This window comes from Sphingomonas sp. Leaf198, from assembly GCF_001424005.1.
In the GTDB taxonomy this organism is placed as follows: domain Bacteria; phylum Pseudomonadota; class Alphaproteobacteria; order Sphingomonadales; family Sphingomonadaceae; genus Sphingomonas.
On record NZ_LMPX01000002.1, the window covers coordinates 1 to 26,352 of the forward strand.

Below are 26,352 nucleotides of genomic sequence, written 5' to 3' on the forward strand. Positions count from 1 at the left end.
ACACTCGCATAACCCTCTCTTCCGAGAAAGCTTGGAGCATCTGGTTTTTTGCGACCGCTTCAGAAGCCGGTGAGGCACTCCGCTGCGGTGACACCCCTCTAAGGCCAACCCACAAACCCGTCAAACACTATTTTACAGTTTTTGGTCGGTTTTCGGGAAAATGAAGCCTGCGGCCCCTGTGACGCTGGGCGGGGCGATATCAGCCTCACCGGGGGTGCAGCTTGGCCAACGCTATACCTGCAAGGTTCTGGGCTCGACCGATATGCCGGATGCGTAGGCGCTCGAACCCAACCGCTAGCTCCATGAACCTGGCCCGGTGTGCTTCGAGTTCGGGCGAGCGACACCGCGCCGTTCGATTGGCTTGGGTCACGACCAGCGTGGAGTCGCCGAGCAGCGTGATATCGCGGTCGCCGTTTCGTGCCGCGATCTCCAATGCCTGGATCGCCGCCAGCCATTCGGCGTCGCTGTTACTCCCGTTACCCAGATCGTGCCGGTAGTGCGCGACCCCCTTGCGGACTACGGCGCATTCGATTGGGCCGGGGTTTGGCCGGCAACCGCCGTCGAAGAACAGCGTGATCGACCGCCCATATGTCATCTGGCCTTGGCTCGCGTTTTCGCTGCCACCTCGTCAGACGCACGCCGCTTCCGGTGCGCTAGCGCTGCGCCAACAGCCATCAGGCAAAGACCCGGGACCGGCGAGCCGCGACAGATCGACCTTAGACCGCCAAGCGCCAGAAGCGATGCTGGTAACCCTGCCTGCATGCCGCTGAAATGGGCTGCGGCCAAGACCCCTACCCTGCCCGGTTCCCCGGGCTGAACAACTGGCTTCGGGTCAATGTCTGTCGCAACCGTATCAGCGACGGTCGCACCTCTCGTTCCCATCGGTGTAGCCTCACCAGTCGTCGTGTCGCTCGTCGTTTGGTGCTCCAGTTCCGAATTCAGCTCTGCTCCGAGCAGGAAAACGTAGGCCGAGAGCCACAGCCACGTGAGGAGCACGATGACCGCGCTCAGCGAACCATAGGTCGCGCCGTAATTTCCAAAACGCGAGACATAGACGCCGAACCCGATCGTCGCACCCAGCCATATAACCGTCGCAGCCAAAGATCCTGGCGTCAGCCACGCCCATTTGGCTTTGTGACGATTGGGGCCGAACCGATACAGGCACGCCGCTGCCGTAACGCCCAGCGAGGCGAGCACGCCGTAACTGACGAGGCGGATCGCCAGAAGCATGATTTCCGGCGCGCCAGGTATCAGGCTGTCGAGTAGCGCAAACGCTGCGGTCGACAGGGCGGCAACCAATGCCAGCATCACCGCCCCACCAGTGATCGCGAAGGCCAGCAGGTTCAACACGATGAACCCCCGCGCTTCCTTCTCTTCATAGGCGATGTTGAGCGCGATGACGATCGACGAGGCACCCTTGGTGCCGCCGTACAAGGCAATCCCCAGCGCGATGACGAGACCGAAGCCCTTCTTGCCTTCCGACGTGCCGACGACGGTCGCCAGCTGATCGCCGATCACGCGGGCCGCATCATCGGGGAGGACGTTGAAAAGAGCACGGATGTTGGCGACGACGGTCGCGGTATCGGCAACCAAGCCATAGATCAGGACGACCGACGCCAGCAACGGGACGATCGCCGCGAACCCGTAGAACGCGGTCCCCGCGGCGATGAGCCCGATATTATCGTCCGCTGCCTCGGCCCAGGTCCGTTTCAGGACCTTCCACCATTCGCCTGCCGACATCGACCAGGGGCTGGTGGCAGTGTTCGGCAAAGCGGTCGTATCGGCCAGAGTCTTGGTCCTCGGAAAACAGTGGTGACGCGAGGATTGCCCCGCATCATGCTAACGCCGCGGGTCAGGAAACGTGCCGCATGTCCGTACGCATTCCTCGTCTAAAGCTCGCGAAGCGCGCGTGCGGGGCGCGCGCCGAGAATTGGCCACGCGCCAATCAGTCCGATCGCCATCGTCAGCCCGGCGCCGCCGACCAGCGTCGCGAAGACCGCTGCGTAATCCGGCAGCCATTCGAACGTGAACAGTTGGGTCACGACATACCACGCGCCGCCGAGCCCCAGCAGCAAGGCAAGCAGCGACAGCACGATGCTCAAAAACGCGTATTCGAGCGCCTGGACCGCGAGCACCTGCCGCCGCGTGGCGCCAAGCGTGCGCAGGATCACCCCGTCATAGGTGCGCACCTCGCGTGCGGCGGCGATCGCACCGATCAGCACGGCGATACCGGCCAGGATCGCGACCGATGCCGCCGCGGTGATCGCCGTCGCCATTTGCGAGACGATCGCGCGAACCTGCCCGAGCACGCCGCGCACCTCGATCACCGAGACCGATTGGAAGCGGGGCAGCAACGCACGCATCACCTTCGCCTCCTGCCCGGGCGCGAGATCGATCGTCGCTGCGAGATTGTGCGGAGCGTCCTCGATCGCGTTTGGCGAGAAGACCATCACGAAGTTGAAGCCAAGCGTATCCCAGCTGATCCTCCGGAACGATGCGATCGTCGCGGTTCGCTCCACCCCGAGCAACGTGTAGCTGAGCGGATCGCCGATCTTCAGATCGAGCACCTTCGCCAAACGCTCGTCGATCGAGACGAGCGGCGCCCCATGGTAGCTTCGCGGCCACCAACGGCCCGCGGTTAGTTCGCTCCCTTCAGGAAGCGTCTCGGAATAGGTCAGCCCGCGCTCGCCACGCAGCGCCCATGCGCCCTCCGGCAACGTCTTCAGGTCGGCGACACGCGTCGTGCCGTAGCCGGTGATCGTGCCGCGCATCGCCGGCACCGTTCGGATCACCGGGTGGGTGGCGACGGCTTCGACGACCCGGCGAAACTCGGCCTCGCGATCGGGTGGGACGTCGAGCGCGAACAACGCGGGCGCGCGCTGCGGCACGGTCCGCTCGATGTTCGCGTCAATGCTGGTGCGGATTCCGGCCAGCAGGACGAACAGCGTCAAGCCCAGACCGAGCGCGACGACCAACGCCCCGGTCCTCGCACCGGGGCGATGCAGACCGGCAACCGCCAAGCGGAGTAACGGGCGCCGCGATCGAGGTAGAAGTGCCGCCCCGCGACGGATGCCCCATCCGAACAGCGCCAGGATCGCAAGCACGCCCGCCACCGCTGCGAGGAAGCCGGCGCTCAGACCGGGCTGTTCGGCGGTGAACAGCGCCAGCGCGACGATCGCCGCACCGGCGCCGATCACCCAGGGAAGCGTCCGGTGGAGCGGTACGCGGCGCTCGCCGGCTAGCCCACGCAGCAACCCGGCGGCAGGAATGCGCCCCGCCTCGATCAAGGGCGGTGCGGTAAAGGCCAGCGCGATCAGCATGCCGTACGCCGCGGCAAGCGCAAGCGGCGCGACCTGGACGACGAACCGCGGCGCGACGGGCAAGACGTCGCCTGCGAGCCACACGATCAACGGCACCGTCACGATCCCGGCGACCGGCCCCGCGGCGATCCCCATCGCCGCGACTACCGCGACCTGCAGGATATAGATTCGCGCGATGATCCCCGAGGTGGCGCCGAGCACCTTCAGCGCGGCGATGCTGCTGCGGCGCGCGGTCAGGTAGGACGACACGCCGTTGCCGACGCCGATCCCGGCGATGACCAGCGCGGAGAGACCGACGAGCAGCAGGAACTGGCCCATCCGGTCGACGAAGCGCTCGGCGCCGGGTGCGGCGCGGTCGCGCGTCTTGGTTTCCCAGCCGCCGGTCGCGAACGCCGCCTTGAAGCGGTCGGTGGCGGTTTGCGGCGACGCGCCTTCGGGCAACCGGACGCGGTATTTGCTTTCGTACAGACTGCCGGGCTGGACGAGGCCGGTCCGTGCGATGCCCGCGAGCGAGACGATCGCGACCGGGCCGAGCGTGAAACCCTCACCCAGCCGGTCCGGCTCGCTCGTGACGATCCCGCCGACGGTGAATTCTGCAGTGCCGAGCCTGACTCTGGCGCCGGGCGCTATCCCGAGGCGCTCCGCCAGCGCGGGCACGACGAGTACAGTCGTCGCGTCGAGTGGTCTTGCCGATCGGCCACCGCGCAAAGCCAGCGCGCCATAGAGCGGATAGGCGGTATCGACACCTTTCAGCTCGATCGGCACGCTGTTGGTGCCGCGCACGGCCATCGCCTGCATCCGCACCGTCTCCGACACGACACCAAGCCGCGCCATCGCCGCACGTTCGGCCGGCGTGGCGGCGCGCTGCGAGGCCGAAAATTCAACGTCGCCGCCGAGGATCGCGCTACCGCGGGAGGCGAGTTCGATATCGATCGCCTGGGTCAGGCTGCCGATCGCAGCGAGCGCCCCGACGCCGAGGAACAGGCACGCGAGCAACAGCCGCAGCCCGCGAAACCGCAGGTCGAGTTCGCGCCGCGCAAGTCGCCACGCCAGCCGCCAGTCGTTCACCGCAAGCGGTCCGCGACGATACGCCCGTCGCCAAGCTCGACGATGCGGTCGCAGCGCGCCGCGAGCGCGGGATCGTGCGTGATGACGATCAGCGTCGCGCCGGTCGCGGCACGGCGATCGAACAGCAGGTCCATGATCGACATGCCAGTCGCGGTATCGAGATTGCCGGTCGGTTCGTCGGCGAACACGATATCGGGCCTTGGCCCGAGCGCGCGGGCGATCGCCACGCGCTGCTGCTCGCCGCCCGACAATTGCGTCGGGTAATGGCCGATGCGGTGCGACAGGCCAACCGCGGTCAGTTCGGCCTCGGCGCGCGCGAACGCGTCGGGCATGCCGGCCAGTTCCATCGGCACCGCGACGTTTTCTAGCGCGGTCATCGTCGGCAGCAGATGGAAGGCCTGGAGGACGATGCCGATCCGCCCGCGTCTCGCCCGCGACAACGCATCCTCGTCGAGCGCCCCGAAATCGAGCCCCGCGACCCGCACGCTGCCGCCGCTCGCCTTTTCGAGTCCGGACAGGATCGCCATCAGCGACGACTTGCCCGATCCCGACGGTCCGAGCAGCGCGATGCTGGTCCCGCGCGCGATATCGAGGTCGATGCCCTTCAAGATCGTCGTCGCCGCGGTTGCCGCGCCGAGCGTCAGGGTGACATCGCGAATGGTGATCACCATGTCGTCTGCGGCGTCGTCTGCGGCATGATCGGGCACGGCGTCGTGCGCATTGTGAGTCATGGGTGGTTGGAGATCTTCACGTTGGAGCGAAATCGAAAAAGCAGGCGTCGGACACTGTATGGGGTCGGCGCGGTCCTTCTCCAAGCCGGGCTGCTCGCCGGGTGCGATCGAAGCGACACGACTCCCGCCCCCTCACCTCCCACCAATGCCGTCGCGCGCGTCGTTGCAACGCCAGCGCCGAAAGGTCCGCAGAAGTTGATCCTCGCCTTCGGGGACAGCCTGTATGCGGGGTACGGGCTCGATCGCGGGCAGAGCCTGCCGGATGCGGTGCAGGCCCGGCTGCGGCGTGACGGGATCAATGCGACGATCGTCAACGCGGGCGTATCGGGGGATACGAGCGCGGCGGGGCGTCAGCGGTTCGCGTTCGCGCTCGACAACATGACGCGCAAACCCGATCTCGTGCTGATCGGGCTGGGCGGGAACGACGTGCTGCGCCAGATCTCGCCTGCCGAGACGCGGGCAAACATGACGGCGATGCTCGACGAAGCGAAACGACGCGGTATCCCGGTGATGCTGACCGGGATGATGGCGCCGCCCAATCTCGGGCCGGACTTCGCCAATCAGTTCAACGCGATCTGGCCGGATTTGGCCAAGCGGTACGATGTTACGCTCTATCCGTTCATTCTGGACGGGGTGATCGGCAATGCGCAGTTGATGCAGGCGGATCATGTTCATCCCAATCCCGGCGGTGTCGCCAAGATCGCAGCAAAGGTCACGCCGGTGGTCGAAACTGCGCTTGGAAAAGCCAATTAACCCCTTCGCTTGAGCAGCGCTGTTCGCAGGCATTGGCAGACGATCTCGTCGCGCTGGTTGATCAGGCGGTGGGTGAAGGTGACGATGCCTGCCTCGGGTCGCGACTTGCTCGGTTTCAGTTCGGTCACATCGGTTTCCGCACGCATCGTGTCGCCGATGAACACGGGCTTCGGGTGTACCAGCTTGTCGTAGCCAAGATTGGCGACGAGCGTGCCGAGCGTCGTCTCACCGACCGACAGCCCGACCATCAGCGCGAAGGTGAAGGTGCCGTTGACGAGTATCCGGCCGAACTCGCTCGCCTTTGCCGCCTCGATATCGAGGTGGAGCGGCTGCGGGTTGTGAGTCATCGTCGAGAACAGGAGGTTGTCCGTCTCGGTCACCGTGCGGCGGATCTCGTGTTCGATCCGGTCGCCGATGCTCCAGTCGTCGAAATAGCGGCCGGCCATCAGGAATCCTTCTCGATGCGGACGAGCATGGCGCCCTCAGTCACCTGCCCGCCCTCGATTGCGTTGAAGTCCGCGACGACGCCGTCGAACGGCGCGGTCAGCGAATGCTCCATCTTCATCGCCTCGAGCGTGACGAGCTTCTGGCCCTTGGTGACGGTGTCGCCGGCCGAAACGTCGACCGCGATGATCCGGCCGGGCATCGGCGACAGGATCGCGCCGTCCGCCGCTCCGCCCGCAGCGACACCAGACGCACGCCAAGACTTGAGCTGCCAGGTCTGGCCGGCTTCGGAGATCAGGACGTCTTCGAACGCCGACGTAGTTCCGGCCTGTCCGTCGAGATCGACCTCGACCGGTTCGCCGTCCAGCAGGAATGTCGCAGTACGGCGCGACGAGGCGTTCAGACGGAAACCCGAGATCGGATCGGTGGAGACGAGCGCGCCCGCGGCCTCGGCCAACGCCTCCTCGGTCGGGTGGGTCGGCGGCATGAGCGCGTCGCCGTCGCGGGCGATCAGTCCGGTGTCGAGCGTGCCCGCCACGAAGTCGGGATGGTCGAGCGCTTCGACGAGGAACCCGGCGTTGGAGCGTACCGGCCAGACGACCGCGCCGTCGAGCGCGTACGCCAAGGCTTCGCGCGCGGTCTCGCGGTCTTCGCCCCAGGCGATGACCTTGGCGATCATCGGGTCGTAGAACGGCGAGATTTCAGCGCCCTGCTCTACCCCGGTATCGACGCGGGCGGTGGTGCCGAGGTCGAAGCGTTCGAGCGTTCCGATCGACGGCAGGAACCCCTTGGCGGGATCTTCCGCATATAAACGCGCCTCCATCGCCCAGCCGTCTATCACCAGTTCGTCCTGCCGCTTCGGCAAGGGCTCGCCGCTGGCGACGCGGAGTTGCCATTCGACGAGGTCCTGGCCGGTGATCTCTTCGGTGACCGGATGCTCGACCTGCAACCGGGTGTTCATCTCCATGAACCAGATGCGGTCGGCGCGGAGGCCTTCGCTGGCGTCGGCGATGAACTCGATCGTGCCGGCGCCGACGTACTCGACTGCCTTGGCGGCCTTGACCGCGGCGGCGCAGATGGCTTCGCGGGTGGCGGCGTCCATACCGGGCGCGGGGGCTTCCTCGATCACCTTCTGGTGGCGGCGCTGGAGCGAGCAGTCGCGTTCGAACAAATGGACGACGTTGCCGTGGCTGTCGCCGAAGACCTGCACCTCGATATGGCGCGGCGACTGAATATATTTTTCCAGCAAAACGCGATCGTCGCCAAAACTGGACGCGGCCTCGCGCCGGCACGATCCGTACGCCACGTCGAACTCATAGATATCCTCGACGAGCCGCATTCCTTTTCCGCCACCGCCGGCAACGGCTTTGATCAACACCGGAAGCCCGAGTTTTTCCGCTTCTGCGATCATGCGGCCAATGGTTTGATCATCGCCCTGATAGCCCGGAGTCACGGGAACGCCGGCGGCAATCATGCGCGCCTTCGCGGCGTCCTTGAGGCCCATCGCGCGGATGCTGTCGGGGTTGGGACCGACCCAGATCAGTCCGGCGTCGAGCACGGCTTGGGCGAAGTCCGCGTTCTCCGACAGGAAGCCGTAGCCGGGGTGGATAGCCTCGGCGCCAGTATCTAGTGCGGCGGTGATGATGCGGTCGGCGACGAGGTAGCTTTCGCGCGCGGGGGACGCACCGATGTGGACGGCTTCGTCGGCCTGACGGACGTGGAGCGCGTTCGCGTCGGCGTCCGAATAGACTGCGATCGTGCGGATGCCGAGCGCCCGCGCGGTGCGGATGATGCGGCAGGCGATCTCGCCGCGGTTGGCGATCAGGAGGGACTCGATCATCGATTCGCTCCGCGGAAGTGCACAAAGTGCAGACGCTCCAGCGATGTGCACATCGGGCTCGAAAGCCGCTCGACGGCAGGAAGATCGGCGGAAAGGATCGACTGGTTCATCATGGTCATCCCGGCATAAGCCGATGCGGGCGGTGTAGGACAGGCCATGTCAGTTCGCGCAGCCGGTGGTGCGCTTCGACCAGGTGATGTTGGCGATCTTCCAGCGGCCGGCCTCGCGGACCATGTCGAAATGGTCGGTGCCGCAATGCGCGACCTTGCCATCGATGGTGAAGACATAGGGCGACCAGACCATCGCGATGTCGCCGTCGATGTCGACCGCGGGATCGGTGAGGCGCTCGGCGTAGCGCTCGGGGCCTGGCTTGATCGATGCGGCGAACTCGGGCCAGCCCGTGCGGCGGACCGAGCGCGTACCGTCGGGCTTTTCCTCGGCGACGGTGGCGCTGCCTTCGGGGCGGACCTGGGTAAGGATGGCCTGCCCGTCGCGCGCGGCGAGCGCGGCGAAGAGCGCGTCGATCGGGACCATGACGCCGGCCTCTTCGGTCATTGCCGCTGGCGGCAGGCCGGTGCCCTTGACGATCGGCTGGACCGGGGTGATCTGACCAGCGGCGAGGAGAAGTGACAGCAGGATCATCGGGTTACATCCTGAACACGCCGAACGCGGGGCGTTCGGGGATGGGAGCATTGAGCGTCGCGGCCAAGGCTAGGCCGAGCACGTCTCGCGTTTGAGCGGGATCGATGATGCCGTCGTCCCACAACCGCGCGGTGGCGTACCAGGGGTTGCCCTCGTCCTCGTATTTCTGGCGGACGGGCGCCTTGAAGGCTTCGGCCTGTTCGGGGGTCCAGCTGTCCGCGTCGCGGTGGACGGTGGCGAGGACCGAGGCCGCCTGCTCGCCGCCCATCACGCTGATCCGGCTGTTGGGCCAGGTGAACAGGAAGCGCGGCGAATAGGCGCGGCCGCACATCCCGTAATTGCCCGCGCCGAAGCTGCCGCCGATCAGGACCGTGATCTTCGGCACGGTCGCGGTGGCGACGGCGGTTACAAGCTTGGCGCCGTGCTTGGCGATGCCCTCCGCCTCGTATTTGCCGCCGACCATGAAGCCGGAGATGTTCTGGAGGAACAGCAGCGGGATGCGGCGCTGGCACGCGAGCTCGATGAAATGCGCGCCCTTCTGTGCGCTTTCGCTGAACAGCACGCCGTTGTTGGCGAGGATCGCAACCGGGATGCCCCAGATATGCGCGAAGCCGCAGACGAGCGACGTGCCGTAGAGCGCCTTGAACTCGTGGAACTCGCTGCCGTCCACGAGGCGCGCGATGACTTCGTGGACGTCGTAGGGCGCGCGGATGTCGCTCGGAACGATGCCGTACAGCTCTTCGGGGGCGAACTTCGGCGGCCTGGGCTGCTGGAGGTTCACCGCGGTCTGCGCCTGCGGTTGCAGCGTCGAGACGATGTCGCGGACGATGGTCAGCGCGTGTTCGTCGTTCTCGGCGACGTGATCGACCACGCCCGAGCGGCGGCCATGCGTGTCGGCGCCGCCCAGTTCTTCCGCGGAGATGACTTCGCCGGTCGCGGCCTTTACGAGGGGTGGGCCGGCGAGGAAGATCGTCCCCTGCCCGCGGACGATGATCGTCTCGTCGGACATTGCTGGGACGTAGGCGCCGCCAGCGGTGCAGCTGCCCATGACGCAGGCGATCTGCGGAATGCCGAGCGCGGACATGTTGGCTTGGTTGAAGAATATCCGGCCGAAGTGATCGCGGTCGGGGAAGACCTCGGCCTGATGCGGCAGGTTGGCGCCGCCGCTGTCGACGAGGTAGATGCAGGGGAGCCGGTTCTCCTGCGCGATCTCCTGCGCGCGGAGGTGTTTCTTGACGGTGAGCGGGTAGTAGGTGCCGCCCTTCACGGTCGCGTCGTTGCAGACGATCATGCACTGGCGACCGGACACGCGGCCGACGCCGATGATCAGGCCGGCGCCGGGGACTTCATCCTCGTACAGGCCGTTCGCGACGAGCTGGCCGATTTCGAGGAACGGCGAGCCTGGGTCGAGCAGGCGTTCGACGCGGTCGCGTGGGAGGAGCTTGCCGCGCGACGTGTGGCGCTCGCGGGACTTGGCGTTGCCGCCGAGTGCGGTGCGGGCGACGTCCTCGCGGAGGGTTTCGGCGAGCGCGCGGTTGTGGGTCGCGTTGGCTCGGAAGGTCTCGCTGTCGGGCGACAGTGCGGAGGTGAGGACGGGCGCGGTCATATGATTCCCCTCCCGCTTGCAGGAGGGGTTAGGGGAGGGAATGCGACCAGGAAGGACGCTCGTGGCAAGCCCTCCCCCGACCCCTCCCGCAAGCGGGAGGGGAGAAGTAGGCGCATCACTGTGCCACCTTGGGGGCGGCCCCGATGAGTTCTCTACCGATCAGCATCCGCCGAATCTCGTTCGTCCCTGCCCCGATGTCGAGCAACTTCGCATCCCGCATGAACCGCTCGACCGGCCAGTCCTTGGTATACCCTGCCCCACCGAGCGCCTGGATCGACTCGAGCGACACCTTCACCGCGCTCTCGCTCGCCAGCAGGATCGCGCCGGCCGCATCGAACCGCGTGGTCTTGCCCGCATCGCACGACTTCGCCACCGCATAGACATACGCGCGCGCCGAACTCAGCGCGACGTACATGTCGGCGACCTTCGCCTGGATCAGCTGGAACTGGCCGATCGGCGTGCCGAACTGCTTCCGCTCGCGCACATACGGGATCACGACATCGAGGCACGCCTGCATGATGCCGAGCTGGATCCCGGCCAGTACGGCGCGCTCATAGTCGAGGCCCGACATCAAGACGCCGACGCCGCCATTCTCGGGGCCCATGACGTTCTCGGCCGGGACCACGCAATCGGTAAAGACGAGTTCGGCGGTCGGCGACCCGCGCATGCCCATCTTGTCGATCTTCTGACCGATCGAAAAGCCCGGCATGTCCTTCTCGATCAGGAACGCGGTGATCCCGCGGGAGCCTTCGCCGGTCTTCGCATAGACTACGAGAGTATCGGCGTAAGTCGCGTTGGTGATCCAGAATTTCGTCCCGTTGAGCACGTACCCCGCGTCGGTCTTGACCGCCTTGAGTTTCATCGAGACGACGTCGGAGCCCGCCCCCGCCTCGGACATGGCGAGGCTGCCGACATGCTCACCCGAGACGAGCTTGGGCAGATACTTGGCCTTCTGCTCGGGATTGCCCCAGCGGCGGATCTGGTTGACGCACAGGTTCGAGTGCGCGCCGTAGCTGAGCCCGATCGAAGCGGACGCGCGCGAGACTTCCTCGACCGCGACGACGTGTTCGAGATAGCCCAGCCCGAGGCCGCCATATTCTTCCTCGACGGTGATGCCGTGCAGGCCGAGTTCGCCCATCGCCGGCCAGAGTTCGCGCGGAAACCAGTCGTCGGCGTCGATCTTCGCCGCCAGCGGCGCGATCTTGTCCGCGGCGAACCGCTGCGTGGACTCGCGGATCATGTCCGCAGACTCGCCCAACGCGAAATCGAAATCGTTCAGCATGCCATCTCCGTGTCGCCTCGCTTGCCGAGGCTTGTTGCGCGGCGACTAGCACAGCGTTTCCTTGCGCGAAACCAGCGGTGAAACGGTCATCCCCCCTTCCCGCTGGGCGATGTTCGTGCGAACGATATTTGCTCATGGGGCGTGGACGTAAGGCACGAAGATGCAATTGAGCGGTTTGATCGCACGGCTGGGTCGACATCTCGACCTGACCGAGGCGGAGCGGGACGCGATCCTGCAGGCGGAAAAGGGCGAGCGACGTCTGAAAGCGGGCGACGTGCTGATGGCGGAGGGTGGTGAAAGCCATGCGCTGTACGTCGTGCGTCAGGGCTGGCTACATTCGTCGACCAAGCTGATCACCGGCGGGCGGCAGATCCTGCGGTTCCATTATGCGGGCGACCTGATCGGGACATCGAGCATGGCTTGGTCGCAGGCGGCGGCGACGCTGACCGCGATCTCCGACTGTATCGTGATCGAGATGCCGAAGAATGCCCTTGGCCAGCTGTTCCGCGCGCAACCGCGGATCGCCGGGTTGCTCTATGCGATCGCCGCGGCCGAGAACGTCGCGATGAGCGACCGGCTGACGACGATCGGCCGGATGGGGGCGAGCGAGCGGCTGTCGACTCTGCTGTTGGACATCATGGCGCGGCTGCGGGTGACCGCGGGCGGGATCGTCGACTCGTTCGACCTTCCGCTCACGCAGACCGATATCGGCGATGCGCTCGGGCTGACCAAGGTCCACGTCAACCGCACGATCCGCGCGCTGGAGAAGTCCGGCGTGATCGAGCGGACCGGGCGGCGGGTCAAGATCGTCGACGAGAAAGCGCTCGTCGCGGCGACCGGGTTCGTCGACCGCTATGGCGAGATCGAGACGGCGTGGCTGCCCGCCGCCGCGTGAAATTCAGGTACGATCGACCACGAACAGCGTGACCCGGTCGTACTTGATGTCGCCGGGATTGAAGATCGCATCGGGGACGAACGGGCGATCGATGACCTCGATATCCTTCAACCCGGCGAGCTTGAACGTGCCGAGCTTGATCTCTTTCGGCGGCTGACCGTCACGCTCGAGCGTGATCGCATCGACGAACACGTCGTCATGCTTGGTGTAGAGGATGTGCGGGGCGAGCGTGCAGACCATCCGGTTATACGTCGCGGTGATGCACTGGCGCAGTGCGATCGCCTGCAACAGCAGGGCGTTCGCGTTGGCGGGCGAGGATAAGTCTGGCGTCGAGGTCATGTTGTGCATCGCAGCATAAGTTTGGGGGATCGGAGCCGTTAGGCCGAACGCGGCGCTCGCGACAAGACCTAACTTGCCGCAAGCGCCCGTTTAGCCCGCGGCGTCGACCTCGTCGGTGTGGACATCGAAGCCGACCAGACGCGCCGGACCGAAGCTGGTGGTGAGCGCGGTATCGGTCGCGTCCCTCCCCCGCGCCATCAGGATCCGGCCGATCCGCGGACGATTGTGGCGCGCGTCGAGCGTGTGCCAGGTGCCGCCGAGATACACGTCGAACCACGCCGAGAAATCCATCGGCGCATCGACCGGCGGGATACCGATATCGCCAAGGTAGCCAGTGCAATAGCGCGCGGGGATGTTCATGCAGCGGCACAGCGTGATCGCGAGGTGGGCGAAGTCGCGGCACACGCCCTGGCGCTCCTGATAGACGTCCCACGCGGTCTTGGTCGAGCGCGCGAAATGATAGCCGAACTCGACATGGTCGTGCACGAAGTCGACGATCGCCTGGACGCGCTGCCAGCCCGCAGGGACGTGCCCGAACAGCGACCAGGCGGTCTCGGACAGCCGGTCGGTCTCGCAGTAGCGGCTGCCGAGCAGGTAGATGAGGACCTCGTCGGGCAGATCCTCGACCGCGTGCTGAACCGCATCGAGGGAGACCGCATCCGGCAAGCCGCTGTCCTCGATCGTGAAGTCGCACGATAGCGTCAGCCCCCCCTTGGGGACGGTGAAGCGCGAGCAGACGTTGCCGAACGCGTCGAGATAATCATAGGTCGGCACGTCGGGATCGGCCGCGAGCCGGTGCGGCGTGACCAGGTCCTTGTTGCGCGACGGATGCAGGCTCAGCATCGCCATCATCGGCGTCGCGACGTCGGTTTCGAAACGAATGTCGTAGCCGGCTCTGATCAGCATCGATGTCCCCCTTGGATGCCTGGTGTCATGCGGATTGCGATGATGGATGCTGGTGACGCGCGACCTCCGCGTCCTCGTCGACGGTGATGTCGACCGACACGCTCATGTCGAGAAAGCTGCCGGGGAAGCCGCTCCAGGTCCCCGAGACCGGAACCGCCTGGTAGATGTCGCGCGCGATCGCGACGCGGACGAGGCCGCGATTGCCGACGATGCCGTTGGTCGGATCGAACTCGACCCACCCCGAGCCCGGCAGGTACACCCGCACCCAGGCATGCGTGTTGCCGCCGCCGGTGCGATGCTCCCGACGTGTAGGGTTGTAGACATAGCCCGACACGAACCGCGCCGCGAAACCGAGCGCGCGGACCGCCTCGATCATCAGCATCGCATAATCGCGGCACGTGCCCTTGCGCGTCGTCAGCGTTTCGATCGGCGACTGCGTGCCCTTCTCCGGGCGCTGGACATAGGTGAATTCGCGTTTAATCGCGGCGGTCATCTCCGACAGCATCGCCAGCGTATCGGTCTTCCCGCCGGTGCCGACGAAACGCCGCGCCCAGCTGTCGATCTGGCGTTGCGGGTCGTGATGCTGGCGCTCGATCGAGCGCAGCAAATCGGGCATTTCCTCCGACGAGTAGGTGAACGGATACTGCCGCGCATAGCGTTCGATATCCACGCGTTGCAGCTCCGCCGGACTATGGTCGAGGCGGACGGTGCTGTCGATCACAAGGTCCTTCGCACGCTTGGCGAAGGTGGCGATCGCGACCGAATTGCCGAAGACGTCGTGCAGCCAGCGCACATCGGACGGCTCGGGGGTGATCGTCAGCGTGGCGTCGATCAGATGCTGATCGTAGCTTTCGCGCGGTCTGACCATGATCCGGTGCTCGCCGAACGCAACCGGTTGGCGATAGGAGTATTTGGTTACATGAGAGAGCGTTAGAGATGGCATCGAGGATCCACGTCGCATGAACAGCACTGCCAGCCAAACGCTGCTTGGGACCGAAGATGCCGCACCGGTCATGGTGGTCAACCCCAAAGGTGCGTCATCGTTCCTGTTGATCGGCGATCACGCCGGAAATGCCGTGCCGAAGCGGTTGAACGCGCTGGGCCTGAGCGAGACAGATCTGGCGCGGCATATCGGCTGGGACATCGGTATCGGCGAACTCGGCGCGATGTTGGCGGAAAAGCTCGACGCGGTGTTCGTCCGCCAGACCTATTCGCGGCTGGTGATCGACTGCAACCGCAACGAGACACAGCCCGACCTGATCGCGGACATCAGCGACGCGACGATCGTCCCGGGCAATGCCGGCCTTGGCGACGCCGACCGCGCGGTACGTCTGGCGGAGATCCATGCGCCGTATCAGGCGGCGATCGCGGCCGAGTTGGCGCGGCGAGATGCGGCGGGGATGCGGACGATACTGGTCGCGCTCCACAGCTTCACGCCCGCGATGCGCGGTGCGTTGCGCGACCAGGCACGACCCTGGCAGATCGGTATCCTCCACAACGGTGGCGACACGGGTTTTGCATACGCACTGCTCGATGTGTTGCGGACCGAGCCCGATCTGACGGTGGGCGACAACGAGCCGTACCGGATGGATCTGATCGATTACACCATCCCACGCCACGCCTATCCGGCGCGAAGGCCTTATGCGGAGATCGAGATCCGGCAGGACCTGCTCGGCTCGACCGAAGGCTGCGCGGGATGGGCGGATCGGCTGGCGCGGTTGCTCCCGGTCGCGGCCGACGCGAGTGCGGGGAGTCGACCTCCCGCAGGTATGACTGGCGTTCGCTGAACGAACGAGCGGCGATCCAAGGGTGACTGCCCCCGCCTTGTCATCCTGACCCAGGGTCACGTGATCCGCTGCTTGATTCTGATTTTAGAGTTCGTCGAGGCGAGCGCCCCCCCGTTCCCAAGGCCGGTCCGTGTTGCATTGCGGTAACAGCCAATGACCGATGTGCGAGCCTCACCCAATTCAATCTTGATATGATGTATCATATAGTTTTAATCATTGGTTCATTCAGGGACGACACGGGGAAATTTGATGAAGACGATGCTGTTTGGCGCCACCGCCCTGGCCGCCCTCCTAGCCGCACAGGCGCACGCGCAGACGACTGCCCCGGATCCGGCCGCTCGACCCGCGGCCCCGACCAATCAGCGTGACATCATCGTCACCGCGCCGATCCAGACCAGCGAGCGCGACGTGTTGCAGGGCACCACCGTTCTCACCGGGCAGGAACTCACGCGCCAGCTGCGTCCATCGATCGGCGAGACGCTCGCACGTCAGCCCGGCGTGTCGGCTTCCTCGTTCGGCCCGAGCGCCTCGCGTCCGATCCTGCGCGGCTTCCAGGGTGACCGCATCCGCGTGCTGACCGACGGGATCGGCTCGATCGACGTGTCGAACACTTCGGTCGACCACGCCGTCATCATCGACCCGCTGCTCGCCGAGCGTATCGAGATCCTCCGCGGCCCCAGCGCGCTCCTGTACGGCACGTCCGCAGTCGGCGGCGTCGTCAACGTCATCGACACGCGCATCCCGCGCACGGTGCCCGAGAACGGCTACCGCGTGAACGGCATCGCCAATTATGGCTCGGCCGCCAACGAGCGCTCCGGCGGGATGGCCGGCGACGTCGCGGTCGGCTCGCATCTCGTGCTCCACGCCGATGGCTCGTACCTCAAGTCAGGCGACCTGCGCACCGGCGGCTACATCCTCTCGCGCGACGCCCGCGCGCAGGCGCAGGCCACGGCCGCCCTCCCCGTCGATCCCAACGAGGCCGACCCGATCGACTACGCTGCATCGGCGCGGTTGAAGGGCAAGCTGCCCAACACGCAGGCCGAAACCTGGACCGCGGGCGCCGGCGCGTCGATCATCACCGACACCGGCAATCTCGGCATTTCGTACAGCCACTATGACAGCCTGTACGGCGTGCCGATCCGCTACGCCACGCAACCCGGCCAGGAGCAGGAAGCGCCCCGCCTCGACGTCGTCCAGAACCGCGTCGACCTGCGCGGCGAGATCGATACCGGCGGCGACGTCATCAGCAAGATCCGCATCCGCGCCGGGCAGGCGAGCTATCGCCATTTCGAGCTCGAGGAGGACAACTCCGTCGGCACCGCGTTCTACAACAAGGGCCTCGAAGGACGACTGGAGGTCATCCAGGCGAACCGTGGCGGCTGGCAGGGCGCGTCTGGCGTGCAGTTCTACAACCGGATCTTCAACGTGGTCGGCGACGAGGCCTTCCTGCCGAAGAACGAGACCAACCAGACCGGCCTCTTCACGCTCCAGCAATACGAGTCAGGCAAGTTCCACGCCGAGGGCGGCGTCCGCTACGAGATCACCGATCTCGCCGCGCGCACGCCGGAAGACGACCTACGCTTCTTCCGCGGCAGCCAGAGTTATCATTCGGTCTCGGGTTCGCTCGGCGCCTCCTACGCGCTGACCGACAGCATCCGCGTCGGCCTTAACGGCTCGCGGACCGAGCGTGCACCGTCGGCCGAAGAGCTGTTCGCGAACGGCGCGCATGCCGGCACGCAGGCGTACGAACTCGGCAATCCGAACTTCCGGCTCGAGAAGTCGTGGGGTTTGGAAGGCACGCTGCACGCGCATGGCGACGGCTTCAGCTTCGACGCGTCGGCCTATTACAACTGGTTCTCGAACTATATCTCGGAGAACCAGGTCGCGTCGTCGGTCTGCCAGACGGCAGCCGATCCGTCGGGCCGCGTCGTCGACCTGCCCTGCTTCCAGTACCAGCAGGCCGATGCCCGCTATTACGGGTTCGAGGCGGACGCGTCGGTGAAGGTCGCGCAGATCGGCGGCTATGCGGTCAATGCCGACGTGCTGGGCGACTACGTCCACGCCAACATCGTCGACCAGGGCCCGGTCCCACGCATCCCGCCGATGCGCGTGCTCGGCGGAATCGAGGCGCAGGGCGACCGGATCAACGGGCGCGTCGAGGTCGAGCACGTGTTCGACCAGAACCGCATCGCCGCGTTCGAGACGAAGACCAACGCGTACACGATGGTCAACGCCTCGATCGGCCTCAGCCCGTTCGGCAAGGATTCCAAGACGACGTTGCTGTTGAGCGCGAACAATCTGTTCGACGTGAACGCCCGCCGCGCGACGAGCTTCCTGAAGGACTTCGCCCCGCTTGCGGGTCGTGATTTCCGCGCAACGCTCCGCTTCGGGCTCTAGGCGAGCGGTCAAAGGAGGTTGGTGTCACTCGCCCGACCCCAACCTCCCAGTCTCGCGATCGACGCTAACGCTGCTGCGAAGACAGCATCTCGACCGATAGCGCGTGTTCTCCGAGCAGATCGGCGAGCAGTTCGCCGGATGCGAGCGCGGTGTCGCCCCACCAATCGCGCGCGTCGATCGCTTCGATATGACGCTCGGCGCAGCGCAACGGGACGACGCAGCGCAGGCTTGCCTCCTTGCCTACCCGCCGGAACGCTATGGCCCGATCCGCGCGAATGCCGGTCAAGCCGACAGGCTCGTAGGCGCCTTCCGAGAACACCGCCGGATGCTCCCGGCGCAGCGCGAGAAGCCGCGTGATCAGCGCCATCTTCGCCGGAGTCTTCGCGGCCGACCGATCGCGAAGGCGCGCATAGTCGACCGGACGGCGATTGTCGGGGTCTACCAGGCTCAAATCGGCCATTTCGGTACCCTGATACAGGTCGGGGACGCCGGGCACGGCATAGCGCAGCGCGACCTGCGCAAGGCTGTTGGCGGCCGCGGCGGGCGCGATCCGGCCTACGAACGCAACGATATCGTCGAGGAACGCGCGAGACCGTGCGGGATCGAGCAACGCGCGAACCAGGTCGTGGCAGCGGGTCTCATACGCATCGTCCGGTGCCTCCCACGACGAGCGGAGCTTGGCCTCGCGCAACGCCTTTTCCTGCCATGCGACGATGCGCTCGGCATACGCAGACAGGCCTTGGGTAGCGCCTGCGGCGAGGTCCTCGGGCCACGCACCGACCAGCGTCTGAAACAGCATATAGGTATCGGTTGGATCGACGTCGTCGGTGAAAGGCGCGGCAAGTTCGATCCATCGTTCGACGCAAGCACGCCACATGTCTGGCGCCTCGCTCAAAACCGCGAGCCGCGCGCGAACGTCTTCACCGCGCTTGTGATCGTGCGTTGCGGTCGCGAGCATCGCCGCTGGCCAATCCCGCGCGCGGTCGATCATCGCGGCGTGGAAGGCATCGATGTCCATGGATAGCCATGCGGCGTCGAAGCCGACGTCGTTGCGCGAGAGCAGGCGACCATAACGGTAGAACGCAGTGTCCTCGACCGCCTTGGCAGCGATCGGCGCGGACAGCTGCTGAAATTTTCGCACCGCCTCGGCCGCGAGTGCAGTGTCGCCGAGGCCTATGCCAGCCAGCCAGCCGAGGATCCGGTCGACGACGGCGCCTTCCCCTGGTGGGACGAACGGCACGATGCGCTGGCGGACGGTATCTCGGATCGTGGCGTCCGATGCCGGTGCGGCGCCGCCCGTTCCGTAAGTTCGGTACACGGGGAAAACCCAAAGCAGGCGTTCGATCGCGCGGTGAAGCATGCCAGCGGTAAGGCCATCGCAGTCGGGTGTGGAGCGCGCCAGCGCGACGAAGGCTGCGACGCACCGGCGGTGCTGCGCGTCGAACTGCCAGGCGAGCAATTCCTGCCGCGCACGCAGTTCCTCGGGTGCGAAGTCGGCGGAGCGCCCGCTTGTCTTTGCCCACAGTTCGGCGAGCGGTTCTGCCCCGGCGGGTGCGTGGAGCAAGGCGGTGACCTGCTCCATGAAGTCGTACCCGCTGGTGCCGTCGACACCCCAGTCGGTGCTGAGCGGTTCGCCGTCGGCGAGGATTTTCTCGATGACGATGTAGGCAGGCCCAGCCGGTGCATCGGCGGGACGTTCGCTCGCATCCAATCGCGAGCGGAGCTGGCGGCAATAGCCGGCGGGATCGGTCAGGCCGTCGACGTGGTCGACGCGGACGCCGTCGATCAGGCCCTCGGCGTAGAGGCGGAAATACAGCGCGTGCGTCGCCTCGAATACGACGGGATCTTCGGCGCGGAGGCCGGCAAGATCGTTGATCGTGAAGAAGCGCCGCCAGTTGAGTTCGTCGTTCGCGACGCGCCACGAGGCGAGGCGGTAGTGCTGACGGTCGATCAGCGCGGCGATGTCGTCGGTTAGCGCGGTGGCCTGGTCCTCGTCGCGGATAGGCAGGCGATGTTCGCCGTATGCTTCGAGGACGTAGCCGCCGTCGACCTGCTCGACCTTTAGCGCGCCGCTGGCCAGTGTTTCCGCGAGCGGATCGCCGAGGATCGGGAGGACCAGCTTCTCGCGCCAGTCGATGTCGAAGTAGCGCGCGAATTCGCTATCATCACCGTGTGTTAGAACGTCGTTCCACCATGCGTTCTCACCACCGGCGACGCCCATGTGGTTGGGGACGATGTCGATGATGACGCCCATGTCGCGCGTGCGGAGGGCTGCAACGAGGCTTCGGAAGGCATCCTCGCCGCCGAGTTCAGGGTTGATGCGGGTCGCGTCGACGACGTCATAGCCGTGAGTGGACCCGCTTCGCGCGGTGGTGATCGGCGAGGCGTAGAGGTGGCTGATGCCGAGGTCGTCGAGATACGGCACCAGCGCTTCGGCGTCGGCGAAGGTGAAGTCCTTGTGGAACTGGAAGCGGTAGGTTGCGCGAGGCGTGGTGGGGGGAGTCATGCGGGTCTCGTGGCGTTGAGCGTGTCGATGCGGGCGGCGACTTCGGGGCGGGCGAGCAGCGCCTCGGTCGTGTCGAGCATGCGGCGGCGCCAGTTGGGGTGCTCGTCGATCGTGCCGGGGAGGTTGGGTTGCTCGACCAGCCCGGCGAGGTCTTCGATCGGGATGATGGCGAGCGCGCAGGGCGTGCTGGCGACGTGCGCGATGGCGGCGTCGACGACCGGGTCGGTGTCTTCGGGGTTTGGCTGTTCGGTGCCGGTGTCGAATGCAGACCAGAGCGCTACGCGGTCCTCGGCGCGAGCGGCGAGGTCCGTGGGTTTGTCGGCAGCGTCGGACTTGCGTCCGAGGTCCCACGTCCAGTCGATATCGCGACCGCTCCACCAGCCGGCGACGGTGGCAAGATCGTGCGTACCGGTCATCGCCACCGCGTCGGGCGACCATTTGGCGGGCGACACGAAGCCGTCCGCGTCGCGCTCGAACCAGAGGACGCGCATACCGAGCATGGCGCGCGCGTCCATCGCCTCGCGGAAGCCATCGGGGACGGTGCCGAGGTCTTCGCCGATGACGATTGCCTTGGCACGCTGCGATTCCATCGCGACGATCCGCATCAGGTCGTCGAACGGCATGTCGAGATAGGCGCCTTCCGCGGCAGACGCGCCTTCGGGAACGACCCAGAGGCGACGGAGGCCGAACGCGTGGTCGATGCGGATGCCCCCGGCGTGCGCGAGCGCCGCGCGGATCGTCGCGATGAACGGGGCGAAGCCAGTATCGCGCAGCGCTTGTGGGTCGAACCCGGTGATGCCCCAGCTTTGCCCGTCTGGCCCGAGCGGATCGGGCGGCGCGCCGATCGAGAGCCCTGTCAGCAAGTCGCTGCGCCGGCTCCAGCCGTGGCTGCCGCCGGGGTCCATGCCGACGGCGAGATCGGCGATGAGGCCGATCGCCATGCCGGAGTCCTTGGTAGCCATCTGCGCAGCGTCGAGGTCCCGGCGCGCTAGCCACTGGAGGAAGATATAGAACGTGACGTCGTCCGCATGCTCCGCGACGAAGCGGCGGACGGTAGGCTTGGCGGGATCGTGATATTCAGCGGGCCATTGCTGCCAGCCGCGTGCGCAGGTGGTCGCGAAGAAGTGCGCGTGGAGGGCGTCGAACTCGGCGTGGCGTTCGAGGTCGCCGCCGCCTTGCCGCCTGAACACTGTCAGCGTTTCCTCAATCTGTGGAAGCACTTGGTCGAAGTTCTTGCTTAGTCGCGCGAGCTTTTCGGGGATCGCGGCGGGCCAGTCGATCAGTTCGGGGAGGTCGCGGTTGTCGGACTGTGCACCGAATGCGGCCGGGTCACCGTACAGCCCGTTGAGGAATTGCCGGCTCGAGGGTGCGTAGGGGCTGTACCGGCTGGCGTCGGCGGGGAACAGCGCGTGCGTCGGGCTGATCGCGAGAGCATCGGCGCCGCGTTGGCCGAACGCGCGGGCGGCGTCGGCTAGCGAAACGAAGTCACCGAACGCCTTCGGCACGTCGGTGCGGAGGCTCGGGATCTGGACGGCGGGCGCCCAGAGTTTGCGGCCCGGTAGCGCATCGGCGATCGTGTAGCAGCGGCGTGGCGCGACGAGAATGTCGATGACTTCGCCATTGATTTCAAGTTTGTGGTAGCCGCTCCTGCCTATCGGACTTAATTCGCCGTCATCGACCGTGACGGAGCGCGTCGTACCGTCTTCGAACGTAAGTCCGGCTTTGCCTGATACCTTCGATGCCAGCCCGATCGGGTCTCCCACATCGACCGACAAGAAACGGACACCCTGCGCGTTTCGCGCTTCGATCGCGGCTAGGCTGTCGGCGATCTGCTTTTCGCTCCCGGACGGATGGCCGAGACGATCCAGGATCGCCTGTAATGCGTCGTTGGCGACGGTCTGGCGACGACCCGCTGCGTCCTGCCACTCGGGCTGCAGGCCGGCCGCGACAGCGAGTGTTCGGAGGCTGCTCATCGATCCAGCCAGACTGCCACGGCAGCGGCCTCCCCTGGTTCGCCCTCGACGAAGATTGGCGAAGGCTTTATTACAGGGAAATCAACGACATCGTCGCCGAGGTTGAGCGCAATTGTCAGGATTGCGCCGTCACCCATTTTCCAGCGCGCAACGACCGCCCCCTCGCCGATCGCCTCGGCGCCTATTGCGGTCGTGTCACGCAGGCGGGGGATGATCTCCTCGTGTCGGATCTTGAGCAGGGTGCGGTACAGGTCCTGCCACTCGGCCGCATCAGCGCCGGGGCGTGCTCGCGATCGGTGGAAGGTTTCATGCGCGTTTGGGTCGGGGATTGCCTCGCGCGCTTCGGGATCGGCGAAGGCGGCGAACTTGGCGAATTCCTTGCGCCGACCTTCGCGCACCGCGTCCGCTAGCTCGTCGTGGAAGTCGGTGAAGAACAGGAACGGGCTTTCGCTGCCGTGGTCGTCGCCGATGAAGAGCAGCGGGATCTGAGGGCCGAGCAGGAGCAACGCGGTGGCGGCGCGGAGCTTCTGGCGGTCGGCGAGCAGCGTCAGGCGTTCGCCCATCGCGCGGTTGCCGATCTGGTCGTGGTTCTGGAGGAACGCGACGAATGCAGTCGGCGACAAATGCGCGCTGGGTTTGCCGCGCGGCTTGCCGTCATGGTTGGGGGAGCCTTCGCCCTGGTAGATGAAGCCTTCGCCCAAGCAGCGCGCGAGGCGTTCGGCGGGGCGGTCGGCGAAGTCGGCGTAATAGGCGCTGGTCTCGCCGGTGAGCAGGACGTGGAGGACGTTGTGGAAGTCGTCGTTCCACTGCGCGTCGAACGCCGCGGGGTGGAGCCGGTCGGCGTCGTTGCCTTCGTTCTCAAGGACGAGGTGGACGTGGCGGCCGGCGGTCTTTGCGCGCAGTTCGGCGGCCATCGCGTCGAGGAAGTCGTCGTTCTCGATCGCGTGGACCGCGTCGAAGCGGAGGCCGTCGAACTTGTACTCGTTGAGCCACATCAGCGCGTTGTCGACGAAATAGCGGTGGACCGGCGCCTGGTCGACCGCGACCGCGCCGCCCCAGGGAGTGTCGACTTCGGGGTGGAAGAAGCCCTTTGCATAGGCGCCGAGGTAGTTTCCGTCGGGGCCGAAGTGATTGTAGACCACGTCGAGGAACACGGCGAGGCCGAGCGCGTGGGCGCGGTCGACCAACGCTTTCAGCTCGTCGGGCGTGCCGTAGCTTTCGGCCGGGGCGTAGGGCAGCACGCCGTCATAGCCCCAGTTGCGGGTGCCGCCGAACGCATTGACGGGCATGAGTTCGATTCCCGTGATGCCGAGTTCGGCGATCGCCGGGAGGTGGTCCGCGACGCCTGCGAAGCCGCCGAGCGTGCCGACATGGACCTCCTGGATGATCATCTCTTCCCACGATCGGCCGCGCCAGTCCGGGGTGCGCCACGCGTAGGCGTCGGGATCGACGACGACGCTCCAACCATGGACGCCGCCGGACTGCGCGTGCGACGCCGGATCGGGAACCGCGAGATCGTCCTTCAGACGGAACCGGTAGAGGCTCCCGGCCCCTACCGGCGCCTTGGCGCTGAACCAGCCTTCCGGTTCAGGGATCATGGGGACCGACGGGCCATCGGCGATCTCGACCATCACTGCGTCGCGATCGGGTGCCCAGAGGCGGAACGTCGTTTCGTCCCCGGTGAGCGTCGGTCCCCAGCTACTCACGCTGCGATCGTCCAGGAGAGTAGTGCTGCACCCTGTGGGGGAAGCTCGTAGCTGTCCTTGATCGGTGTGGTGCCCTGTTCGGGCTTGCTGCTGTCGATCAACACGGTGCGCTCGACCTCTGCTGGCGGCGGCATATGGAACGTCAGCGGACCTTCCGAGGCGTTGAGCAGGAGGGAGATCACCTGCACCTCGCCCGACTCCTGCTCGCAGGCGCGACGCATCACAAGCGCGCGGCCGTTGGTGTTCTCCCAGTCCTCGGGCGTGAGTTGCAGGCCACGCTCGTCCCACCATTCGATGTCCTTGAGGCCTTCCGCGGGCGTGTCCTCGCCGTAGAGGAAGTTACCGGCGCGGAGCATCGGGTAGTCGCGACGGAGTGCGATCAGGCGGGCGGTGAAGTCGATCAACGCGTCGCCGTCGGGAGACTTGGCCTTGTTCCAGTCGAGCCAGCTGATCTCGTTGTCCTGGCAATACGCGTTGTTGTTGCCGTTCTGCGTGCGGCCGAACTCGTCGCCCGCGACCAGCATCGGCGTGCCGAGCGAGGCGAACAGCGTCGTCAGCATCGAGCGCATCACGCGCGACCGGGTCTCGAGGATCGTCGGGTCTTCGGTCGGGCCTTCGACGCCCCAGTTGCGCGAGCAGTTGTTCGAATGGCCGTCGTTGTTGTCTTCACCGTTCGCCTCGTTGTGGCGCTCTTCGTACGCGACGGTGTCGGCGAGCGTGTAGCCGTCATGCGCGCCCAGCAGGTTAACGCTCGCCCAGGGGCGGCGCGCCCGGCGGTCGAACAGGTCGGCGGAGCCGGTCAGGCGCGCGGCGAGACCGGCGCGCTGCGCATGATCACCGCGCCAGAACTTCCGCACGGTGTCGCGGTATTTGTCGTTCCACTCGGCGAAACCGGGGGGGAAGTTGCCGAGCTGATAGCCGCCGGGGCCGATGTCCCAGGGCTCGGTGATGAGCTTCAGCCTACCGAGCACGGGATCCTGGCGGAGTACGTCGAAGAACCCTGCGCCGGGATCGAAGCCGGTGTCCGTCCGGCCGAGCGTCAGACCGAGATCAAAGCGGAAGCCGTCGATGCCGAAGCTGGTCGCCCAGTAGCGGAGCGAGTCTGCGACCATCTGGATCACGCGAGCCTTGGTGAGGTTCAGCGTGTTGCCGGTGCCGGTGTCGTTGATCGAGTAGCGGGGGTCGTCCTTGACGAGGCGGTAGTAGCTGGCGTTGTCGAGCCCGCGCCAAGAAAGCGTCGGCCCCTGTTCGGAGCCTTCGCAGGTGTGGTTGTAGACGACGTCGAGGATTACCTCGATCCCGGCCGCGTGGAGGCGGCGGATCGAGCGACGGAGTTCGTCATGGCTGTCGGTCGCGAAGAACGAGCGCTCGGGCGTGAAGAAGTTGAGGGTGTTGTAGCCCCAGTAATTGCGCAGGCCCTTCTCCTGGAGGAAGCGGTCCTGGATGTACGTGTGGATCGGCAGCAGCTCGATCGCGGTGACGCCAAGCCGCTTCAGGTGATCGATGACCTTGGGGTTGCCGAGCGCCGCGAAGGTGCCGCGCTCGGAGGGCTGGACCTCCTCGAACAGCTTGGTCAGGCCCTTGGTGTGCGCCTCGTAGATCACCGTCTCGGACCAGGGCGTGTTCGGGCGCACGTCGCGCGACCAGTCGAAATGGCTGTCGGTCACGACGCCCTTGGGCATCGTCAGCGCACTGTCGCGCTTGTCGAAGCTCAGGTCCGCGCGCGGCGACTTGACCTGGTATCCGTACATCGCGTCGGTCCAGCGGAGTTCGCCGATCATCTGCTTGGCGTACGGATCGAGCAGCAGCTTGTTCGGGTTGAAGCGGTGGCCTTCCTCGGGCGCGTATCGGCCATGCGCGCGGTAGCCGTAGACGAGGCCGGGCTGCGCGTCGGGGAGGTAGCCGTGCCAGACTTCGTCGGTCCATTCGGGCAGCGGATAGCGCTTCAGCTCGCGGCGGCCGGTCTCGTCATAGACGCACAGTTCGATCTTCTCGGCATTGGCGGAATAGACCGCGAAGTTGACGCCGAGGCCGTCGAAGGTCGCGCCGAGGGGATAGGCCGAGCCGGCGTCGAGCGTGTCGGGCAGTAGATGCAATGCGTGGACCCTTTTCGTGTCGCCGGACCAACTTTATCGCGGTGCAGCATTCCTTGCCGTG

At 66.1% G+C, this 26,352-nt stretch carries 20 protein-coding genes; 4 read left to right on the forward strand and 16 right to left on the reverse strand.

Features of this window, described 5'->3' with window-relative positions:
- Positions 1-205 precede the first annotated feature (205 nt).
- The 4 genes from ASG20_RS07065 to ASG20_RS07080 form a co-directional block, all read right to left on the reverse strand.
- Entirely contained in the window at positions 206-595 is a 390-nt protein-coding gene (locus tag ASG20_RS07065; protein ID WP_056050577.1) for a reverse transcriptase-like protein, read from the reverse strand.
- Positions 592-1,770, reverse strand: a complete 1,179-nt coding sequence (locus ASG20_RS07070; RefSeq protein ID WP_231420910.1) for a YihY/virulence factor BrkB family protein — start codon at positions 1,768-1,770, stop codon at positions 592-594. Before ASG20_RS07070 ends, ASG20_RS07065 begins: the two co-directional genes overlap by 4 nt.
- 119 nt (positions 1,771-1,889) lie before the next feature.
- Positions 1,890-4,388, reverse strand: coding sequence for an ABC transporter permease (locus tag ASG20_RS07075; protein WP_056050578.1), 2,499 nt, complete (start codon positions 4,386-4,388; stop codon positions 1,890-1,892).
- Complete coding sequence (locus tag ASG20_RS07080; RefSeq protein WP_056052726.1) at positions 4,385-5,059, reverse strand: ABC transporter ATP-binding protein; 675 nt, start codon at positions 5,057-5,059, stop codon at positions 4,385-4,387. The genes ASG20_RS07075 and ASG20_RS07080 overlap by 4 nt, the downstream gene beginning before the upstream one ends.
- Positions 5,060-5,314: 255 nt before the next feature.
- Here ASG20_RS07080 and ASG20_RS07085 point away from each other — a divergent pair, with 255 nt between their 5' ends.
- Positions 5,315-5,872 carry an arylesterase gene (locus ASG20_RS07085; RefSeq protein WP_231420908.1) on the forward strand — a complete coding sequence of 186 codons (558 nt, stop codon included), beginning with the start codon at positions 5,315-5,317 and terminating at the stop codon, positions 5,870-5,872.
- Here the strand turns inward: ASG20_RS07085 and ASG20_RS07090 are convergent.
- The 5 genes from ASG20_RS07090 to ASG20_RS07110 form a co-directional block, all read right to left on the reverse strand.
- Positions 5,869-6,318 (reverse strand): MaoC family dehydratase, encoded by a 450-nt coding sequence (locus ASG20_RS07090; protein ID WP_056050581.1) that lies wholly within the window; start codon positions 6,316-6,318, stop codon positions 5,869-5,871. The genes ASG20_RS07085 and ASG20_RS07090 overlap by 4 nt on opposite strands.
- Positions 6,318-8,156 carry an acetyl/propionyl/methylcrotonyl-CoA carboxylase subunit alpha gene (locus ASG20_RS07095; RefSeq protein WP_056050583.1) on the reverse strand — a complete coding sequence of 613 codons (1,839 nt, stop codon included), beginning with the start codon at positions 8,154-8,156 and terminating at the stop codon, positions 6,318-6,320. Before ASG20_RS07095 ends, ASG20_RS07090 begins: the two co-directional genes overlap by 1 nt.
- 159 nt (positions 8,157-8,315) lie before the next feature.
- Positions 8,316-8,798, reverse strand: coding sequence for a nuclear transport factor 2 family protein (locus tag ASG20_RS07100; protein ID WP_056050585.1), 483 nt, complete (start codon positions 8,796-8,798; stop codon positions 8,316-8,318).
- Between the two features lie 4 nt (positions 8,799-8,802).
- Entirely contained in the window at positions 8,803-10,404 is a 1,602-nt protein-coding gene (locus ASG20_RS07105; RefSeq protein WP_056050589.1) for a carboxyl transferase domain-containing protein, read from the reverse strand.
- Between the two features lie 115 nt (positions 10,405-10,519).
- A complete protein-coding gene (locus ASG20_RS07110) occupies positions 10,520-11,686 on the reverse strand; it encodes an isovaleryl-CoA dehydrogenase (RefSeq protein WP_056050591.1) in 1,167 nt (388 codons plus the stop codon).
- 166 nt (positions 11,687-11,852) lie between these two features.
- Between ASG20_RS07110 and ASG20_RS07115 the strand changes: the two genes are divergently transcribed.
- Positions 11,853-12,581 carry a Crp/Fnr family transcriptional regulator gene (locus ASG20_RS07115; RefSeq protein ID WP_162237258.1) on the forward strand — a complete coding sequence of 243 codons (729 nt, stop codon included), beginning with the start codon at positions 11,853-11,855 and terminating at the stop codon, positions 12,579-12,581.
- Positions 12,582-12,584: 3 nt separating this feature from the next.
- Here ASG20_RS07115 and ASG20_RS07120 read toward each other — a convergent pair whose 3' ends face one another.
- From ASG20_RS07120 to ASG20_RS07130, 3 genes are all read right to left on the reverse strand, one after another.
- Positions 12,585-12,920 carry a hypothetical protein gene (locus ASG20_RS07120; RefSeq protein WP_056052732.1) on the reverse strand — a complete coding sequence of 112 codons (336 nt, stop codon included), beginning with the start codon at positions 12,918-12,920 and terminating at the stop codon, positions 12,585-12,587.
- Between the two features lie 90 nt (positions 12,921-13,010).
- The gene (locus ASG20_RS07125) at positions 13,011-13,826 is read right to left on the reverse strand and encodes a transglutaminase-like domain-containing protein (RefSeq protein WP_056050595.1); all 816 of its coding nucleotides are present in this window, start codon (positions 13,824-13,826) and stop codon (positions 13,011-13,013) included.
- Positions 13,827-13,851: 25 nt separating this feature from the next.
- On the reverse strand, positions 13,852-14,769 hold the full coding sequence (locus tag ASG20_RS07130) for a transglutaminase family protein (RefSeq protein ID WP_056050597.1): 918 nt from the start codon (positions 14,767-14,769) through the stop codon (positions 13,852-13,854).
- 16 nt (positions 14,770-14,785) lie between these two features.
- Between ASG20_RS07130 and ASG20_RS07135 the strand changes: the two genes are divergently transcribed.
- Complete coding sequence (locus ASG20_RS07135; protein WP_056050599.1) at positions 14,786-15,613, forward strand: N-formylglutamate amidohydrolase; 828 nt, start codon at positions 14,786-14,788, stop codon at positions 15,611-15,613.
- A gap of 249 nt (positions 15,614-15,862) precedes the next feature.
- Entirely contained in the window at positions 15,863-18,010 is a 2,148-nt protein-coding gene (locus tag ASG20_RS07140; protein WP_056050601.1) for a TonB-dependent receptor, read from the forward strand.
- Positions 18,011-18,074: 64 nt separating this feature from the next.
- On the opposite strand, the gene treY is transcribed toward ASG20_RS07140, so the two are convergent.
- The 4 genes from treY to glgX are packed head-to-tail and all read right to left on the reverse strand — an operon-like array spanning position 18,075 to position 26,291.
- On the reverse strand, positions 18,075-20,516 hold the full coding sequence (gene treY / locus ASG20_RS07145; RefSeq protein WP_056050603.1) for a malto-oligosyltrehalose synthase: 2,442 nt from the start codon (positions 20,514-20,516) through the stop codon (positions 18,075-18,077).
- A complete protein-coding gene (gene malQ, locus ASG20_RS07150; protein WP_056050606.1) occupies positions 20,513-22,489 on the reverse strand; it encodes a 4-alpha-glucanotransferase in 1,977 nt (658 codons plus the stop codon). The genes treY and malQ overlap by 4 nt, the downstream gene beginning before the upstream one ends.
- On the reverse strand, positions 22,486-24,195 hold the full coding sequence (treZ, locus tag ASG20_RS07155) for a malto-oligosyltrehalose trehalohydrolase (RefSeq protein ID WP_056050608.1): 1,710 nt from the start codon (positions 24,193-24,195) through the stop codon (positions 22,486-22,488). Before treZ ends, malQ begins: the two co-directional genes overlap by 4 nt.
- Positions 24,192-26,291 carry a glycogen debranching protein GlgX gene (glgX, locus tag ASG20_RS07160; protein WP_056050610.1) on the reverse strand — a complete coding sequence of 700 codons (2,100 nt, stop codon included), beginning with the start codon at positions 26,289-26,291 and terminating at the stop codon, positions 24,192-24,194. Before glgX ends, treZ begins: the two co-directional genes overlap by 4 nt.
- Between the last annotated feature and the right edge of the window lie 61 nt (positions 26,292-26,352).